This is a genomic window from Actinoplanes sp. ATCC 53533, assembly GCF_003947245.1.
Genome location: NZ_QHHV01000139.1, coordinates 19,660 through 35,377, shown reverse-complemented (window position 1 = coordinate 35,377; position 15,718 = coordinate 19,660). Strand labels below are relative to the sequence as shown.

13 protein-coding genes and 1 pseudogene are annotated in these 15,718 nt (G+C 70.3%); 6 read left to right on the top strand and 8 right to left on the bottom strand.

The features are described 5' to 3' along the window. The first annotated feature begins 38 nt into the window (after positions 1-38). Together DMB66_RS38960 and DMB66_RS38955 are read left to right on the top strand one after the other, a co-directional pair. Entirely contained in the window at positions 39-446 is a 408-nt protein-coding gene (locus DMB66_RS38960; RefSeq protein ID WP_125809145.1) for a nitroreductase/quinone reductase family protein, read from the top strand. 71 nt (positions 447-517) lie between these two features. After that, on the top strand, positions 518-2,149 hold the full coding sequence (locus DMB66_RS38955; protein WP_125809144.1) for an ankyrin repeat domain-containing protein: 1,632 nt from the start codon (positions 518-520) through the stop codon (positions 2,147-2,149). Between the two features lie 221 nt (positions 2,150-2,370). On the opposite strand, the gene DMB66_RS38950 is transcribed toward DMB66_RS38955, so the two are convergent. The 4 genes and pseudogenes from DMB66_RS38950 to DMB66_RS62985 form a co-directional block, all read right to left on the bottom strand. After that, positions 2,371-2,601 (bottom strand): hypothetical protein, encoded by a 231-nt coding sequence (locus tag DMB66_RS38950; protein WP_125809143.1) that lies wholly within the window; start codon positions 2,599-2,601, stop codon positions 2,371-2,373. A gap of 27 nt (positions 2,602-2,628) precedes the next feature. Then, a complete protein-coding gene (locus DMB66_RS61665; protein WP_158647516.1) occupies positions 2,629-2,772 on the bottom strand; it encodes a hypothetical protein in 144 nt (47 codons plus the stop codon). Between the two features lie 283 nt (positions 2,773-3,055). Continuing rightward, positions 3,056-3,838: a phytanoyl-CoA dioxygenase family protein gene (locus tag DMB66_RS38945; protein ID WP_199752885.1), complete on the bottom strand. Its 783-nt coding sequence runs from the start codon at positions 3,836-3,838 to the stop codon at positions 3,056-3,058. A 246-nt stretch (positions 3,839-4,084) separates the two neighbouring features. Continuing rightward, a pseudogene (locus tag DMB66_RS62985) lies at positions 4,085-4,263 on the bottom strand (DNA polymerase beta superfamily protein); the annotation flags it as partial. 186 nt (positions 4,264-4,449) lie between these two features. Here DMB66_RS62985 and DMB66_RS38940 point away from each other — a divergent pair. After that, positions 4,450-5,040 (top strand): isopentenyl transferase family protein, encoded by a 591-nt coding sequence (locus DMB66_RS38940; RefSeq protein WP_125809141.1) that lies wholly within the window; start codon positions 4,450-4,452, stop codon positions 5,038-5,040. Between the two features lie 72 nt (positions 5,041-5,112). On the opposite strand, the gene DMB66_RS38935 is transcribed toward DMB66_RS38940, so the two are convergent. Continuing rightward, complete coding sequence (locus tag DMB66_RS38935; RefSeq protein WP_125809140.1) at positions 5,113-5,388, bottom strand: hypothetical protein; 276 nt, start codon at positions 5,386-5,388, stop codon at positions 5,113-5,115. Between the two features lie 751 nt (positions 5,389-6,139). Continuing rightward, positions 6,140-7,165: an alpha/beta fold hydrolase gene (locus tag DMB66_RS65350; protein ID WP_158647515.1), complete on the bottom strand. Its 1,026-nt coding sequence runs from the start codon at positions 7,163-7,165 to the stop codon at positions 6,140-6,142. Between the two features lie 143 nt (positions 7,166-7,308). On the opposite strand from DMB66_RS65350, the gene DMB66_RS38925 reads away from it, so the two are divergent. Then, complete coding sequence (locus DMB66_RS38925; protein ID WP_233625149.1) at positions 7,309-9,462, top strand: glycoside hydrolase family 15 protein; 2,154 nt, start codon at positions 7,309-7,311, stop codon at positions 9,460-9,462. 22 nt (positions 9,463-9,484) lie between these two features. Here DMB66_RS38925 and DMB66_RS38920 read toward each other — a convergent pair whose 3' ends face one another. Beyond that, on the bottom strand, positions 9,485-10,273 hold the full coding sequence (locus DMB66_RS38920; RefSeq protein ID WP_125809138.1) for a hypothetical protein: 789 nt from the start codon (positions 10,271-10,273) through the stop codon (positions 9,485-9,487). 78 nt (positions 10,274-10,351) lie between these two features. Beyond that, positions 10,352-12,343, bottom strand: a complete 1,992-nt coding sequence (locus DMB66_RS38915; protein ID WP_125809137.1) for a PAS domain S-box protein — start codon at positions 12,341-12,343, stop codon at positions 10,352-10,354. Between the two features lie 183 nt (positions 12,344-12,526). On the opposite strand from DMB66_RS38915, the gene DMB66_RS38910 reads away from it, so the two are divergent. Further along, positions 12,527-13,849, top strand: a complete 1,323-nt coding sequence (locus DMB66_RS38910; RefSeq protein WP_125809136.1) for a LacI family DNA-binding transcriptional regulator — start codon at positions 12,527-12,529, stop codon at positions 13,847-13,849. Between the two features lie 133 nt (positions 13,850-13,982). After that, on the top strand, positions 13,983-15,671 hold the full coding sequence (locus DMB66_RS38905) for a cellulose binding domain-containing protein (protein WP_125809135.1): 1,689 nt from the start codon (positions 13,983-13,985) through the stop codon (positions 15,669-15,671). Positions 15,672-15,718: the final 47 nt, after the last annotated feature.

The following is a 15,718-nucleotide window of genomic DNA, read 5'->3' as shown; positions in this document are numbered from 1 at the left end:
TGGGGTTCCGGCGGCGATCACCGGGATAAGTTGTCGGGGTGAGTGACTGGAATACGACGATCATCGAGCAGTTCCGCGCCCGAGGCGGCAAGGGGGTCGCCCAGTTCGGGGACGCGCTGCTGCTGTTGCACCACACCGGCGCCCGGACCGGCACCGTCCGGGTCAACCCGCTGGCCTACTACGACGACGGCGACCGTCTGGTCATCGCGGCCTCCAAGGCCGGCGCCCCGCAGCATCCGGACTGGTTCTTCAACCTGCGGGCCAACCCCGACACGACGATCGAGCTCGGCTCGGAGACCCTCAAGGTCCGCGCGGCCGAGATCACCGGCGACGACTACGAGCAGACCTGGGCCCGGGTGATCGCGGCAATGCCCGGCTTCGCCGGCTACCAGGCCAAGACGACCCGCCGGATCCCGCTGATCGCGCTGGACCGCAAGGACGGGTAAGGGCAGCGCACAAAGCAGGTAGTGCGGCAGCGCAGATGCCGATAGGGCGGTGACCGGTGCAGGAGCCGACGGTGATCACATCCGCGCGAGACGGCGATCTGCTTGTGTTGGGCCGGGTGCTCGACGAGGATCCGGCAGCGGTGAACGCCCGGGGGTGGATGGGCGAGACACCGCTGCACGCGGCCGCCGCCGCGGGATCGGCCGGCGCGGTCCGGATGCTGCTCGAGGCGGGAGCTGATGCCCGAGTCCGGCGCGACAACGGGGACACGCCGCTGCACCGCGCGGCGACCGGAGAGATCGCCGAGTTGTTGTTCCGGGCCGGTCGCGACGTCACTGCCGATCAGCACAACGAGTTCCGGCAAACGCCGCTGCACTGCGCCCAGGACCGCGAGGTAACCGCAGTCCTACTGCGATGCGGTGCCTCGCTCAGCGCGCGGGATCATCGAGGGGGTACGCCGCTGCACCATGCCGGCGCAGCCAAGGCGCGAGTGCTGCTGGACGCCGGCGCGGACATCGAGGCCCGAGACGACCAGGGCCAGACGCCGCTGCATCGTGCGGTCTGGGACGGCGACACCGAGTTGGTCGCGCTCCTGCTGGCAGAGAGCGCTGACCCGGTCGTGCGCGATCACGGTGGCAGCAGCCCGATCCACCTCGCTCGCAGCCGCGGACCGCAGGAGATACGCACCCTCCTGGCGGCAGCGGGCGGATCGCTCGCCGAGCCCACCAGTCCCACGATCATCGCCGGCAGCGCACAAAGCGCATTACACATGGGCAGAGACGGACGCGTCGCCTACAGCGTCGCCGGACACGCGACCCTGGTCCGCTGGCGGCTCGACCGGCCGTCACGGCCCGAGGTGATCGTCCCGACCGAGCACGCCGCGATCCACGACCTCGCCGTCCATCCGCGACGCCGGCTGATCGCGGTCGCACCCGTCGACGCCCTCGCCGAACTTCGCGACGACGACCTCACCGACCCGGAGCCGCTCCGTGGGCTTGAGGACGTCACCGCCCTGGCTTTCTCCCCGGACGGCCGGTGGCTGGCCGCGGCCGGCCACCCCGAACGGGTCGTGCTCTTCGACCCGGACACCCGGCAGATCACCGCCGACGCCGAGGCCGGCGAGCGGACCAACTGCGTGAACTTCTCTCCCGACGGCTCGCTTCTCGCGACGACCTGCTCGTTCCAGGGCGGCGCCCACGTACGCATCGACCGCGTCACGGCCCACGGAGGGCTCGAGCTTGTCACCGAGATCGAGCGGCCGGCCCGCGACACGATCCCGGCCGCCGTGTTCACCCCGGACAGCCGCTACCTGGTGATCTGGGAAACCTCGGCCATCGACAACGAGCGACGTGCTCCCGGCTGGCGCGGCGACGTGCTGCTGACCGACACCGACGGCAACGTGATCTGGCAGCGTGCGATCGACGCCGAGACGACTGGCATGCGCGCGCCGCTGGCGGCGGTCGGAGCGCCGATGGGCTGGTTCACGAAGCCGTGCATCACCCCGGACGGCGAGATGATCGCACTCGGCTTCGACGGCACGGTCGTGCTGCTCAGCACCAACGACGGCAATCCTCTCGCCGTGCTGCCGGTCGACGGCACGGCGAACGCGGCGGCCGCCGACCCCGTCACCGGCGCCCTGGTCGTCGCCACCGACCAGGGCTTACGAGAGATCGAGGTGAAGACGAATCTCAGCCGACGGCCCTGAGGTCCGGCCCGGCTGCGGCTGCGGCCGTTCTCGAAGGGAAGCCTCGCAGTGCACCATCGCGTAGTCATACCGTCTCATGTCGACCAGCACGGACGGTTTTGTCGGGAGGCACAGCGTTGCCCGCCGTGCGTTCGATGCGCTCAGTGGTCGCAGGATCGTGCGCCGGTTGCCGATCCTTCGGCAGCCGGCGCACGGGCATGGAGTCCGTTGGCGCGCGACGATCAGCCGGTGCAGGTGGGAGCCGCCGGAGCGCTGCCGACGCAGTTGTCCGGCGTGTTGGCGCTGATCGGTGAGCCGGTGGTGGTCATGGTGCCGTTCCGGCGGTAGACGCCGCCGGCGTTCTGGCCCGCGCTGTTGGACGTCACAGCGGTTTGGGTGAGTGTGGTCGCGGTGGAGTCGACCGCGGCGACGCCGCCGCCGGTGAGGGCAGCGCTGTTGTCGTTGATGAACAACGGGCGAGGCCGGCCGGCGGCGACCCGTCAGTCAGCAGACGGATCTCCTTGCCCCCACCTCGCGGCCAGGACCTCGTCCCGGGCCCGCCACACCACCCCCATGCCACCGTGACCGAGCCGTTCGATCAACCGGTATCGAGCAGCGATCACCTGGCTGGCTCCTTCGGTCATGCCAGAAATGTGCGGGTCCACGAACGACATCGTGATCGTCTCCGTCGGGGACGATCAAGCGGCGTCTCACCCACCGCCGGTGTCGTCGACGAGGTCGGCAACATCGACGACGTCACGATCAACCTGATCGATACGGTGCGCGCTGCACTCGCCGTCATACTTCAGAGATTGCGGCACCTCGGCCAGGGATGGGAACGCCCACCACGTCAGTTGGGGCGTTGTCAGCAGATCTGCGCCTCCGTTCGTTGGTGGGCGCTCGGCTGCGAACGCGGATCGGCGGATGTCAGTCAGAAGACGCCTGTCGCAGCCATTGCTCAAGGTCTTGGCCCGCGACGAATCCCAGGTAATCGCTGGCCGGCGCCACTCCAGCCAGGCGCCGAAGGTCGGGAGTCAGACCCCGTAGCTGGTCGATGCCGGTGGCCAGGATGTGGTTGTCGGCGGGACGGAGCCAGGGCAGGACGTGCTCGCAGATCAGGGCTCGGCGTGTGGTCTCGGCGCTGTTGTGCCCGGCAGCGTGCCACAGGCGGCCGCTGTAGACCAGCGCACTGCCGGCGGGCATGATCGCCGGAACAAGCTCCTGCGGCTGCGGACGGCGTCCGGCGGTCCAGAGGTGGCTGCCCGGAGCGATCAAGGTGGCACCGTTGCTGGGGGTGAAGTCATCGAGTGCCCAGATGACGTTGATCTCTGCTTCCACCTCCCGGGGAAGCGGGTAGACCCCCGCGTCGAAATGCGGCTGCTGGGCACCCTGGCCCGGATCCACGGCAGACAGGAACAGCATGCCGAACTGGTAGACCTCACCCAGGCCCGCTGTGACGAGGTGATGCACTTCGGGGTGGAGCAGCAGCGGTTCGAGGGAACCGGCGCGGCTCAGCAGGGAGTAGACACGCCTGGTGCGCCGGCCGTCGAAATCGTTGTCGCTCCAGCCGGCCCCGCTCAGAAGGTCATCCGCGTGATCGCGGGCTGCGGCGAGCTCGGCATCGGACAGCAACGCGCGCAGCACAACGAAGCCGTTGTCTTGCAGCGCGGCAAGAGCGAAACTCCGGTCGACGCCATCGATCTCAGCCACAGCAGGCGATCCTAACCGGGCGCTGTCACAGCCGGGCCGGCCCGAGCCATAGTCGCGAACCCGCCGGACAAGGTCCACTGGCAGAGCCTCCGGTCGCACGTCCTTCAGTTCCGGGCCCACCTCGCAGGCGCTCGCGGCACCCGGGGACGAGTCGCGATCAGGAAAGCGGCGCTGGCCGTTCTGCTGGTGGCGCTGGGGCGACAGTCGCCCTTGGCAGCCCGCCAGCCGTTGTGCACCGACCGCCCTTCGGCTAACGGCCGGCCCGTCGAGGTGGGTGGGCGGCTTCTCGAGGTGCCAGAACCAGCGCGTCAGCGCCGCGTACACACCCCGCCGGTCATGATAAGAGCCAGGCCCGTCCAGCCCGTACGCTCGCGACCCGACCACCCCACCGCCAGGATCGTGTGCTCCTGCACCAACTCGATCATGAGCGGCAACGCTACCGAACCCGCACCGGCCACACCCGACGATTTCCCGCCACCGCCCACCGGCGAGAACGAGCAGGCCAGCCCAACCGAAGAGAGCCACGCTCCGCAGCGAGCACATCGCGGCAGAAGAGGATGGACGACCGGGTCGTCCGGGTCGGCTTGCGGTGATCGGCAAAGATCATTCGCATGGGTAATCTTGTCCCTGCCCCCTCCTGGACCGTCACGCTTATCTGTGGCGCGTCTGGCATCGGTAAGTCGCACATCGCGATCGCGTTGGCCCGCCGGTATAGCGTGCCGCTCGCTGAAGTCGACGACATGGTGACCGCTGTCAAGGCGCTGACCACGCCCGAGCAGTCGCCGACGCTGCATCTGTGGGACACGAACATCGCAGCGCGGCAGTGGACGCCGGCGCGGATCGTCGAGCACACGATCGCTGTGGCGGAGGCGATGCGGTCTGGGATCGAAGCCGTCATCACCGATCACATCGAGTCCGCGGCGCCGGTTGTCATGGAGGGCGACTACCTGCTGCCAGACTTCGCGGCCGGCTTCGATGACAGGGTCAGGACGGTGGTGATCTCTGAGCCGGACGAGGATCAGATCGTCGCGAACTACCTGGCCCGCGAGTCAGGTGCAGCAGAGCAACGGCTCCGCGCCGTCGTGAGCGCGCGTTTCGATGCTGAGCTGTCAGTCCGGGCCACACGGATCGGTGTCCCCGTCGTTCCCGCGCGGCCCTGGTCGGACAACGTCGACCGAGTTGATGCGGCCCTGCGACGCTGACCCACCAGCGGTGCGGACAACACAGCCCGAGTCCACAACCCTGCCTCGCCAATCGCTGCAACATCCAAGCCATCACATCCGCAATTCGGCACGACGGCATTGCCTCATTCCAGTCATCCTCAAATTTCGAAATCCGGGAAACGAGCCATCGATATACTGAAGAAATGCTGCTTCCTGGACGCGTGGAGGCTTACCGGTCTGCTCGATATGGTCTCGGTTCGCCGCTGTCGTTTCCTGCGGTCGGCGTAATAGGTAGGGCACGCCCAAGGCAAGAACCGCAGCGACGGCTCCAAGACGACTTGCGATCTTGTCCGCACGGTCCAAGCCGGCCTCGGTCAGGTAGATCATGAGCCCGACCGTCAGCGCGAAGAAGGCAATCCGACCGCCCCAAATCCAGCGTGGGCCTCGACGAGGCATGGCGCGCCCCTTCGCAGATGAGCTCAGAACCTACTACCGTCAAGCTTACGAAGGCCGGCCAAATTTGCACGATCAACAAGTCGGCGCTTTAGCGGTGTTTCAAAAGGGATCAGCGGTACATACACCATCAGCGCTCGGGTCGTTACGACTCCCGCGAGAGTGAATCTACATGATTTCCTGGATTGGTGGCATTCCAAATAACTGCGACGTTAAGGCAGGGTGCCCACCCCTCGGCATGATCAGGTGCGCTCATCTCGGCTATGAGTACGTTTCTTGGTTGTCCGGTTGCCTCAACGGCGTGATCAGTCACGTTGCCTTGATCATCAGGTCCGGAGCGACGGGGATGTGCGGGCGCAGATTGTGGTTCCAGCGACGTTCCCGCGTCAGCGCGTCGACCGCGGGCCGGTTCAGGCGCGGGCTTCGGACACCAGGTCTAACACCCGACCAACTTGGCACAGACGTACGGCAGGACGAAGGCGCCCTGTGGATAACCCCATGCCCGACACAAGACTGCATCGCCGACGACACCCCGGCCGGGCACGACGTAACCGCCGCATACCGGGCAAAGGCGGGATGCCGCAGCAGGCAGCGAAAGGCCAGACCAGTCCCAGCCGGCACCAAAAGGCCAGCGCCCAACCCCGAACCCGATCTCGAACGGCCGCTGCCGTGCCGGAAGCTGAACCTACCGGGAAGGAGTCAGCCGGGCCCAGACCGCGATCTGGGTGCGGGCCCGGACGCCGAGCTTGGTGCGGACGTGGTCGACGTGTGTGTCCACCGTCCGGACCGACACGAAGAGGGCCCGGGCGATCTCGGCGTTCGTGAAGCCGTCGGCGATCAGGTCGGTGACCTGGAGCTCCCGGGCGGTCAGCGGGGCGCCGCCGACCCTCGGGCCTCTCGTGCCGCCCTGATCTCGCAGGAACGACAGCAGGGTCGACGCCGCGGCGTCGGCGCCCTCGGCGTAGATCGGCTGCATCCGGCCTTCCAGCGCGACCAGTTGCGCGCCCGGGATCAGCGCGGCCAACTCCCGGCCGAGTTCGAAGCGGACCGCCCGGCTGCCCCTCCGGTGGGCCACGAGTGTCGGCACCCGGACCTTCGGCAGCAGGTCGGCGACGTCGAACCGGTAGAACATGTCCAGCAGTTCGGCGGCCATGTCGGCGGTCGCCGCGGCCCGTTGCACCTCGGCGAACGTCGCGGTCTGCTCGGCGGGGGCGCCCGGGAGCCAGATGTCGGCGAGCACCCGTGAGCCCAGTCCCCAGTGCGCCCGGACCAGGGACAACACCGACCGCCTGACCTCGTCCTGGGCCAGGTCGGCGCCGCGGGCGCAGCTGCCGTACATGATCAGCGCCGACAGGAGCTCCGGGTGCCGCACCGCGTACGCCGCCGCGACCTGCCCGCCTTCGCAGGAGCCGAACAGCGCGAACCGCTTGAGTCCCAGGTGCTCGACCAGCGCTTCCAGCGTCGCCAGTTCGGACTCCATAGTGAATTCGGTCCGGGACCGGTCGGACAGGCCACAGCCGATCTTGTCGTACCGGATGACGGTGTGCTCCCGGGCGAGCGCCTCGACGAACCGCCGGTGCTCCGGGTCCTCCCCCATCGCGCCGAGGTGCGACACCCAGCCGAGCGCGTATATGAGCGGCGGCCCGCTTCCCGTCATCGAGTATGCGACGCCGCCCGCGGGTGTGGCGGCGAACCGCACCGGCTGCTTCATTCGCGTCAGCATGCCATCGCCCGGACCGGCTGTCATCGCTGTTGTCGGGATCGGTGCAGCGGGGCGGCCGGGCTGCCCGGGAGCGAATGCGATCTAGGACCGGCCGGTGTAGACCGAGAGAGCCTGTCGTCAAGGAGGTCGATGTGACACCGATCCTGCCGGCCATGCCCCTGCTGCTGGTGGCCACGCTCGGACTCACGCCCGCCGCCCCGGCGAGCGGCACCGCCCTAGCGAGCGGCGCCACCCCAGCGAACGGCGCCACCCCGGCGAGCGGCACCGCCCCGGGCGCTCCCGGCGTTGATCAGCAGTATCTGCCCGCCGGCAAGTCGGGGCTGCTCACCTCGCGGACGCGGGAGAGCCGGGTCTGGGCGACCGTGCAGCGCGAGGGCGGGCTGGGCGAGATCTTCTATCCGACGATCGGCGGCCCGAGCGCCCGGTCCCTCACCTTCGTCGTGACCTTCCGGGGCGGCGTCGCCAAGGCCGACGTCCGCACCGAGCAACTCGACGGCCTGCGCTTCCGGCAGACCTTCGCCGGGGCCCGGTGGCGGCTCACCGCCGACTACACCACCGACCCGGCCCGGTCGACGGTCCTGGTCGACCTCTCCTTCGCGGCGCCCGGGGGCTACGACCTGTTCGCGATCTACGATCCGACCCTGGGCAACTCCCGGGGTGGCGACTCGGGGCGCACCTCCGGCGGGGCTCTCGTAGCCACGGACGGCGCGGTGTCCAGCGCGCTGGCCGGCTCCTTCTCCGCTACGTCCAGCGGGTTCGCCGGGGTCAGCGACGGGCTCACCGACCTGCGTGACGGGCGGATGGACTGGCGCTACTCCTCGGCCGCGGCCGGCAATCTGGTGCAGACGGCGGCGTTGCGCGGGCGGCACACCACCCTGGCGCTGGGATTCGCCGGCTCCGCCGCCGACGCGCTGACCACCGCCCGCCGGTCGCTCCGGGAGGGCTTCCGGAGCGTCGCCCGCTCCTACGCGTACGGCTGGAAGCGCTATCTGGCCGGCCTGAGCGATCCACCGCGGGTGTTGCGCGGCGCCGCGCAGCGGCAGCTCTACCGCACCTCGGCGCTGATCCTCGCGGCCTCGGAAGACAAGATCAACCCCGGGGCGTACGTCGCGGCGCCGGCCTCGCCGTGGGCGTTCGGCACCGATGATCCGTCCGGGCCCTACCACCTGGTGTGGTCCCGGGATCTCTACCAGGTCGCCACCGGTCTGATCGCCGCCGGTGACCGGGCCGGCGCCGGTCGCGCCCTCGACTTCCTGTTCGGCGTGCAGCAGCGGCCGGACGGCTCGTTCCCCCAGAATTCCCAGGTCGATGGCACACCCGTGTGGGGCGGCCTGCAACTCGACGAGGTGGCGCTGCCCATCGTGCTGGCCTACCAGCTGGGTCGCGCGGACACCTGGCCTGGGGTCCGGCGGGCGGCCGACTTCCTGGCCGGCTATCCCGGTGCGCCTTTCACGCCGCAGGAGCGCTGGGAGAACCAGTCGGGCTACTCCCCCAACACCATCGCCACGGCGATCGCCGGCCTGGTGTGCGCCGCCTCGATCGCGCGCTCCCACGGCGAGCTGCCCTCGGCCCGGCGGTATCTCGCGACGGCCGACTCGTGGCGGGCCCGCCTCAAGTCCTGGACGGTGACGGCCAACGGCCCGTACTCGGCCAGGCCCTACTTCCTGCGCCTGACCAAGGACGGCAACCCGAACGCCGGCACGACCTACGCCATCGGCGACAGCGGCCCGGTCGACGTGGACCAGCGCCGAGTGGTCGATCCCAGCTTCCTCGATCTGGTACGCCTCGGCGTCCTGCCGCCCTCCGACGCCGACGTGGTCAACACCCTGGCCGTGGTCGACGCGCAGCTCGGCGTGGTCACCCAGCGCGGCTTCTTCTGGCACCGGGCCTCGTTCGACGGCTTCGGCGAGCAACTCGACGGCAGCCAGTGGGAATTCAACGAGCCCGACGGCTCGCTCGTCTCCCGCGGCCGGGCGTGGCCGCTACTCAGCGGCGAACGCGGCGAGTACGAGATCGCCGCCGGTGACCTGGGCGCGGCCTCCTCACGGCTGGCCGCGATGGCCCGCGCCACCGGCCCGGGCGGCATGCTCCCCGAGCAGGTCTGGGACCGTACGTCCCCGGCCGGGCGGCCAGGCTTCGAGCCCGGCACACCCACCTTCTCCGCGACGCCGCTGGCCTGGACGCACGCGCAGTATCTGCGGCTGGCCCGCGACCTGGCGGAGGGCCGGATCACCGAACAGCCCGCCGCGGTCGCCGACCGCTACCTCGGCCGCGCCCGCGAATGAGCCAACCCGCCGAGTGGGCCCTTCACCAGAGCACGGCGACCTGGGCCACCCCGGCGACCGCGAGCAGCCCGCCGGAGACCATGGCGAATGCCCGCGCGAAGCGGTACAGGCCCGCCGCCTCGCGGTCGGCGTCCGCGAGCAGGGTCGCCAGATCCTGGGTCGAGCTGCCGCCGCCGCGCAGGGCGGTCAGCCGCCAGCCGGGCCCGTGCCGGACCGGGGCGCCGAGCACGGTGACCCTCCGGTATTCGTCGACCCGCATCTCATGGAACGTGAAGCTCGCCGGCGGGTCGTCGGCGTAGTCGCAGATGCCCAGCTCGCTCAGGCGGGCGAGCAGTTTCCGGCGACCGCCGCGTTCGCCCTTCACGATGTCGTGCGTCGCCAGCTGGAACCCGGTCGGGTTGTCGATGTCGTACACCGCGAGGAACCGGTCGAACACCTGGCCGTCGAGCAGAACCGAGCCGGTGTCGTCGGACAGTTCCACAATGGCCTGGGCGCGGTGGGTCACCGCGCTGGTGGTGTATGTGCGGAGTTCCTGCTCGTAGGTGTGCGTCTCGTCCACCCGCCACCACAGGCACGGTCTTTGGGTGACGGGCGCGGTCAGCTGCCCGGTCGGGCCGGGCTGGACCCGTCCGGTCACGACGACCAGCTTCGGTGCCTGGTCCGCGGCCGCCAGCTCCCGGCAGGTCATGGGTACGGCCCGCCGCAACCGCCGGCCCAGCCCTCGCCGATGCGCGGCGGTCGCGCCGAAGATGCCCGCGATGGCACCGGGCGCCGCGGCGATGGCGAGCATGGTTACGACGGCGTCTTCCATGGCCGCCCTTCGGTCCCTGGGCGGCCGTGGTGGCCGCATCGTGGCGCCGATCGTAGCGAGTGTCCGCTGTAGAGCGGGTCAGCCCGCGACGTTCCGGCGCTCGGGGCCCGCGGCGAGCGGATCGGCGCCGTCGACCGCGGGGGCGAGCGCCCGGTGCACCTCGGTGAGCAGCCGGTCCGCGGTGAAGGGCTTCTCGATGAAGGTGACTTCCTCGCCGCCCGGGTGCGCCGTGCCGAGTTGCCCGTCCGGGTAGCCCGACATGAACAGCACGGGCAGGTCGGGCTCCCGCTGGTGCAGGAGGTCGGCGAGCCGCCGGCCGGACGTGTCGGGCATGACGATGTCGGTGAGGAGCAGGTCGCAACCGTGCTCGGCGTGCAGGTCCAGCGCCACGGCGGCCCCGTCGGCGGACAGGACCCGGTAGCCGTTGCCTTCGAGCATGCGGGCGACGCCGTACCCGAGCACGGGTTCGTCCTCCACGACCAGGATGGTCTGACCCCGCCCCGGTGGCACCCGGGCCGGGCCCGGCGGGACGCCGGGTGTCAACGGCTCCGGCGCGTCGACGAGGGGGACGTACACGACGAAGGTCGTACCGACGCCGGGCTCGGACGAGACCTGGATGCTGCCGCCGGCCTCGGTGACGATGCCGTAGACGGTGGCGAGGCCGAGCCCGGTGCCCTGCCCGCGCGGTTTGGTGGTGTAGAACGGCTCGAAGATGCGGTCGGCGACCTCCGTGCTCATCCCCGTACCCGTGTCACTGACGAGCAGCCGGACGTGCCGCCCGCCGGTCGGTGCGGGCCGCAGCGGCGGCTGCCGCTCGCCGGGATCGGCGGCCGCGGCCTCGATCACGAGGGTGCCGCCCTCGGGCATCGCGTCGCGGGCGTTCACCGCCAGGTTGACCAGGATCTGCTGAACCCGTCCGGCGTCGGCGTAGATCATCAGCGGCACCGGGGACGGGACCGCGATGAGTTCGATGTGCGCGCCGATGGTGCGTGCCAGCAGGTCTCTGGCCTCGGTGATCGCCGCGTTGACGTCGAGGACCTCCGGCCGGACGGTGTCCTCGCGGGTGAACGTGAGCAGCTGGCGGGTGAGCCCCACGGCTCGTTCGGCGGCGACCCGCACCCGGCCCAGGTCGGAACCGATCGCGTCGTCGGCGATGTCGTCGGCCCGGTCGGCCGCGAACGCGGTGTAGTTGAGAATGATCCCCAGCAGGTTGTTGAAGTCGTGCGCCACCCCGGCGGCGAGCTGACCCAGGCTGGCCATGCGCTGCGCCTGCTGGGAACGTTCCTCGGCGGCCCGCTGCGCCTGCTCGGCCTGCTTCGTCGCGCTGATGTCGCGGCAGATCGAGGAGATCCCGACGACGGCCGCGTCGTCGTCCAGGATCGGGGACACCGTCATCGACACGTCCATGACCCGGCCGTCCCGGTGCCGCCGCCGGGTGTCGTAGCGGATGTGCCGCTCGCCGGCGAGGATCCGCGCCCAGATGTCGCGCGCGTCCGACGCGTCCACGCCCTCGGGCCGAACCCGGCTCTGGAAGGCTTGGCTGGAGGCTCCGATCATCTCGGCGGCGCTGTATCCGTAGATCTGCTCCGCGCCGGAATTCCACCCGGTGATCGTTCCGTCGAGATCGACGGCGATGATCGCGTCCTCGGAGTGCTCGACGATCGCCGCGAACGCCCGCCGGTGCCCCTGCGCGCGGCTCTCCGCCCGTTGCAGGCTCCGGACCCGATCCGCCACGACGATGCTCACCACGGTGACTGCGGTTGTCGCCGCCAGGTACAGCAGGTGGTGCTGCGTTCCCCAGATCCGGTTGGGCCACCAGGCGAGCAGGCTGATCAGCACCAGCACGTACGCCCCGGTCGCCGCGACGATGCGCGGCCGTCCCGACACCGCGGCGAGGCACGGGCCGACCGCCAGCAGCCCGGCGAGCACCATCCGGTCCCCCGTCGCGGCGTCCACGACCGCCAGCCCGCTCGTCGTCGCCACGGCGACCGCGACCTCCGGCGGACCGGTCCCGCGGCGCACCCGGCCGACCAGCCTGCGCCGGGCCCCGGCAAGCACAGAATGACGCACGTCGACCCGCTTTCCCGGCGGACCGGTCGGCCGAACAACGAGGGCCCTCAGGCTATCTCGCGCCTTCCGCCGATGCCGGCGGTTCGCGGACTGTCAGCGGGAGAACGGCTCGCGACCGGTGAGCGCCCGCGCCGTCGTGGAGCTAGATATGGAGCTATACGGACGAGCCACTAAGGTGGCTCCATGACACGGGAATCCGGCGAGCGGCGACAGACCCGCGGCGAGATCGAGGAGCTGCCGAGCGGATCGCTGCGGGTGCGGGTGTACGCCGGCATCGATCCGGCCACCCGGAAGCGGCGCTATCTCCAGGAGACGGTTCCGGCCGGCCCGGACGCCGCGCGAGACGCCGAGGCCGTCCGCATCCGCCTGCTCGCGGACGTCCGGGCCACCCGCGAACTGCGGGCCCGGACCGGCTCGGCTCGGGGACGGCGCCCGGCCCAGGACGCCGCAGACGCCGGCCCTCGCCGCGGACCGGCAACGGGAGCCCTCGCGAGCCCGGGGCAGCAGCGCGGGCTGACCGTCGCCGGGATCGCGCGCCTCGCCGGGGTGTCGGCGCCGACCGTGTCGAAGGTGCTCAACGGGCGCCCGGGGGTGGCGCCGGAGACCCGGCGGCGGGTCGAGGAGCTGCTGCGCGCGCAGAGCTACCGCCGGCCGGAGAAGGTCACCCGGGCGGCCTGTGTCGAGGTGGTCTTCTACGGCACGCTGAGCCATCTCGCGGTGGAGATCATGCGCGGGGTGAAGCAGGTCGCCGTGCACCACGGCCTGGCGGCGGGCTTCACGGACGTGCTGCGGGAGGCGTCGACGGGCCGGGACTGGTCGCAGGATCTGCTGGCCCGCCGCCCGGCCTGCGTGGTCGCGGTGCATCCGGGCGCCGCGCCGGAGCAGCTCGGTCTGCTCAGCGCCAGCGGCATCCCGCTCGCCATCGTGGATCCCACGAGCGAGCCGCTGGAGCGGATTCCATGGGTGAGCGCGGCGAACCGGCAGGGCGGGATCGCCGCCGCGCGGCATCTGCTCGATCTCGGCCACCGGCGAATCGCGGTGATCTCCGGACCGCCCGAGCGGCTGAGCGCACGCAGCCGGCTCGACGGCGTACGGGCGGCACTCGACGCCGCCCGGCTTCCGCTGGAGAAGGCCCTGACCCGTACCGGGATCTGGTTCTCGTTCGAGGACGGCCTCAACCACGGGCGTGAGCTGCTCCGCCTGTCGGCACCGCCGACCGCCGTGCTGTGCGGCAACGATCTGCAGGCGTTCGGCGTCTACGAGGCGGCCCGGCAGGCCGGGGCACGCGTTCCGGACCAGCTGAGCGTGGTGGGTTTCGACGACATCTCGTACGCGCGCTGGTGCGGTCCGCCGCTGACCACGGTGCAGCAGCCGTTCGCCGAGATGGGCACCACCGCCGCCGAGCTGGTCCTGGCGCTGGCCGCCGGCGAGACCGTCGCACACGCCCACGTCGAGCTGGCCACCACGCTGGTCGTCCGGGACAGCACGGCGCCGCCGCCCGGATAGCCGAAACCAGAAACAGTCCTTGTGTTTCACGACTGTTTCTGCAATCGTTCGTCATCAATGGGAGCGCTCCCAGCAGTGATCAACGATTGCCGGCTGCCACCGCGCGGGCCGGCGGTTCGCGAGGAGGCCCAGCATGACGAAAAGGTGGATCACCGCCGCCGGTGCCGCGCTCCTGACATCGACCGCGGTCGTCGTGGCACTGCCGGCCGACGCGGCAGCCGCGGGCTGCTCGGTTAACTACGCGGTGTCGTCGCAATGGCAGGGCGGCTTCGGCGCCGACGTCACCATCACCAATCTCGGCGATCCGCTCACCGGCTGGACCCTGACCTGGTCCTACAGCGCCGGCCAGACCGTCACGCAGGCCTGGAACACGACGCTGACCCAGAGCGGTGCCGCGGTCACCGCCAAGAATGTCAGCTACAACGGCGCCGTCGCCACCAACGGCACCGTGGCGTTCGGCTTCAACGGGTCGTGGACCGGCAGCAACCCCGCTCCCACCAGCTTCGCGGTGAACGGCGTGACCTGCACCGGCAACACGGCGCCGACCACCCCACCCACCGTCTCGCCCACCACGACCCCGACCACCGCACCCGCGGCGCCGGACATCACGGTGAACAGCGCCACCAGATACCAGACGATCGACGGGTTCGGCGCCGCGGTATCGATCTGGGGCAGCGCCTGGTCGACAGCCGAGACCCAGACGCTGGTCGGGCTGGGCGCCAACCAGTTCGGGCTCTCGATCGTGCGCACCGGCATCTCACCGGTTTCCGGTGAGTGGCCGACCCAGGTGAACGCCCTCAAGACGGCGAAGTCGTACGGGTCGGGTGTGAAGATCCTCGCGTCGCCGTGGACGGCGCCGGCGGAGTGGAAGACCAACAACAGCCGGATCAACGGCGGCAAGCTGAAGACCGACTACTACGACGACTACGCCAACCACCTGAACAGCTACGTCCAGTACATGCGCGACCAGGGTGTGCCGATCGACGTCACCTCGGTGCAGAACGAGCCGGACTGGCACCCGGCCTACGACTCGATGGACTGGAGCGGCACCGAGCTGCGGAACTTCGTCCGCGACCAGGGCGCGAAGGTGACCAACACCAAGCTGATGGTCGCCGAGGCGGTGAACCTGAACTACGGCTACACCGATCCGACCCTGAACGACACGACCGCCCGCACCAACACCGGCTACATCGGCGGCCACCTCTACGGCACCGAAAGCGCGGGCCGGCTGGCGCCGTACGCCCTGGCCGCCCAGCACAACAAGCCGGTCTGGATGACCGAATGGAACCTGCACGAGGCCGACGGCAGCGGCTCCGCCATCTGGGGCAACCCCAGCAACCAAGCGGTCTGGGACGAAACCCTCGACGACATCACGCGCACGGTGCACAGATCGATGGAAGCCAACTGGAACGCCTACATCTGGTGGTACGGCAAGAGGTTCTACTCCTTCATCGGCGACGGCGAGGCGGCCTACGGCACCACCGCCGGGGCACCACTGAAGCGCGGGTACGCGTTCTCGCAGTACGCCAAGTACGTCCGCCCCGGCTACCAGCGGGTCGCCCTGACCAAGAGTGCCAAGGCCTCGCCGCTGGAGGTGACCGCCTACCAGGGCGGCGGGAAGATCACCCTGGTCATCCTCAACCGGTCGGCCGGCGCGGTCACCAATGCCGTGCTCCAGGCGCCGCAGAACGTCACGAAGGCGGAGTACTACCTCACGTCACAGAACGCCAACGCGGCCAGCCAGCCGACCAGTGTCAACGGTGGGCAGGTCACCGTCAGCGTGCCCGCGCGCAGCATCTCCACCCTCGTGTTCACCCTCTGACCGCAGATGTAGTGCCCTCGGCGCCCTGCCCGGGTAGCGCCGGGGGG

Bases quoted from the DNA above. Each gene is read 5' to 3' on its own strand.
- DMB66_RS61665 (WP_158647516.1), bottom strand. From the start codon at position 2,772: ATGACCGAAGGAGCCAGCCAGGTGATCGCTGCTCGATACCGGTTGATC.
- DMB66_RS38940 (WP_125809141.1), top strand. From the start codon at position 4,450: ATGGGTAATCTTGTCCCTGCCCCCTCCTGGACCGTCACGCTTATCTGT.
- DMB66_RS38935 (WP_125809140.1), bottom strand. From the start codon at position 5,388: ATGATCTACCTGACCGAGGCCGGCTTGGACCGTGCGGACAAGATCGCA.
- DMB66_RS65350 (WP_158647515.1), bottom strand. From the start codon at position 7,165: ATGAAGCAGCCGGTGCGGTTCGCCGCCACACCCGCGGGCGGCGTCGCA.
- DMB66_RS38920 (WP_125809138.1), bottom strand. From the start codon at position 10,273: ATGGAAGACGCCGTCGTAACCATGCTCGCCATCGCCGCGGCGCCCGGT.
- DMB66_RS38910 (WP_125809136.1), top strand. From the start codon at position 12,527: ATGACACGGGAATCCGGCGAGCGGCGACAGACCCGCGGCGAGATCGAG.
- DMB66_RS38905 (WP_125809135.1), top strand. From the start codon at position 13,983: ATGACGAAAAGGTGGATCACCGCCGCCGGTGCCGCGCTCCTGACATCG.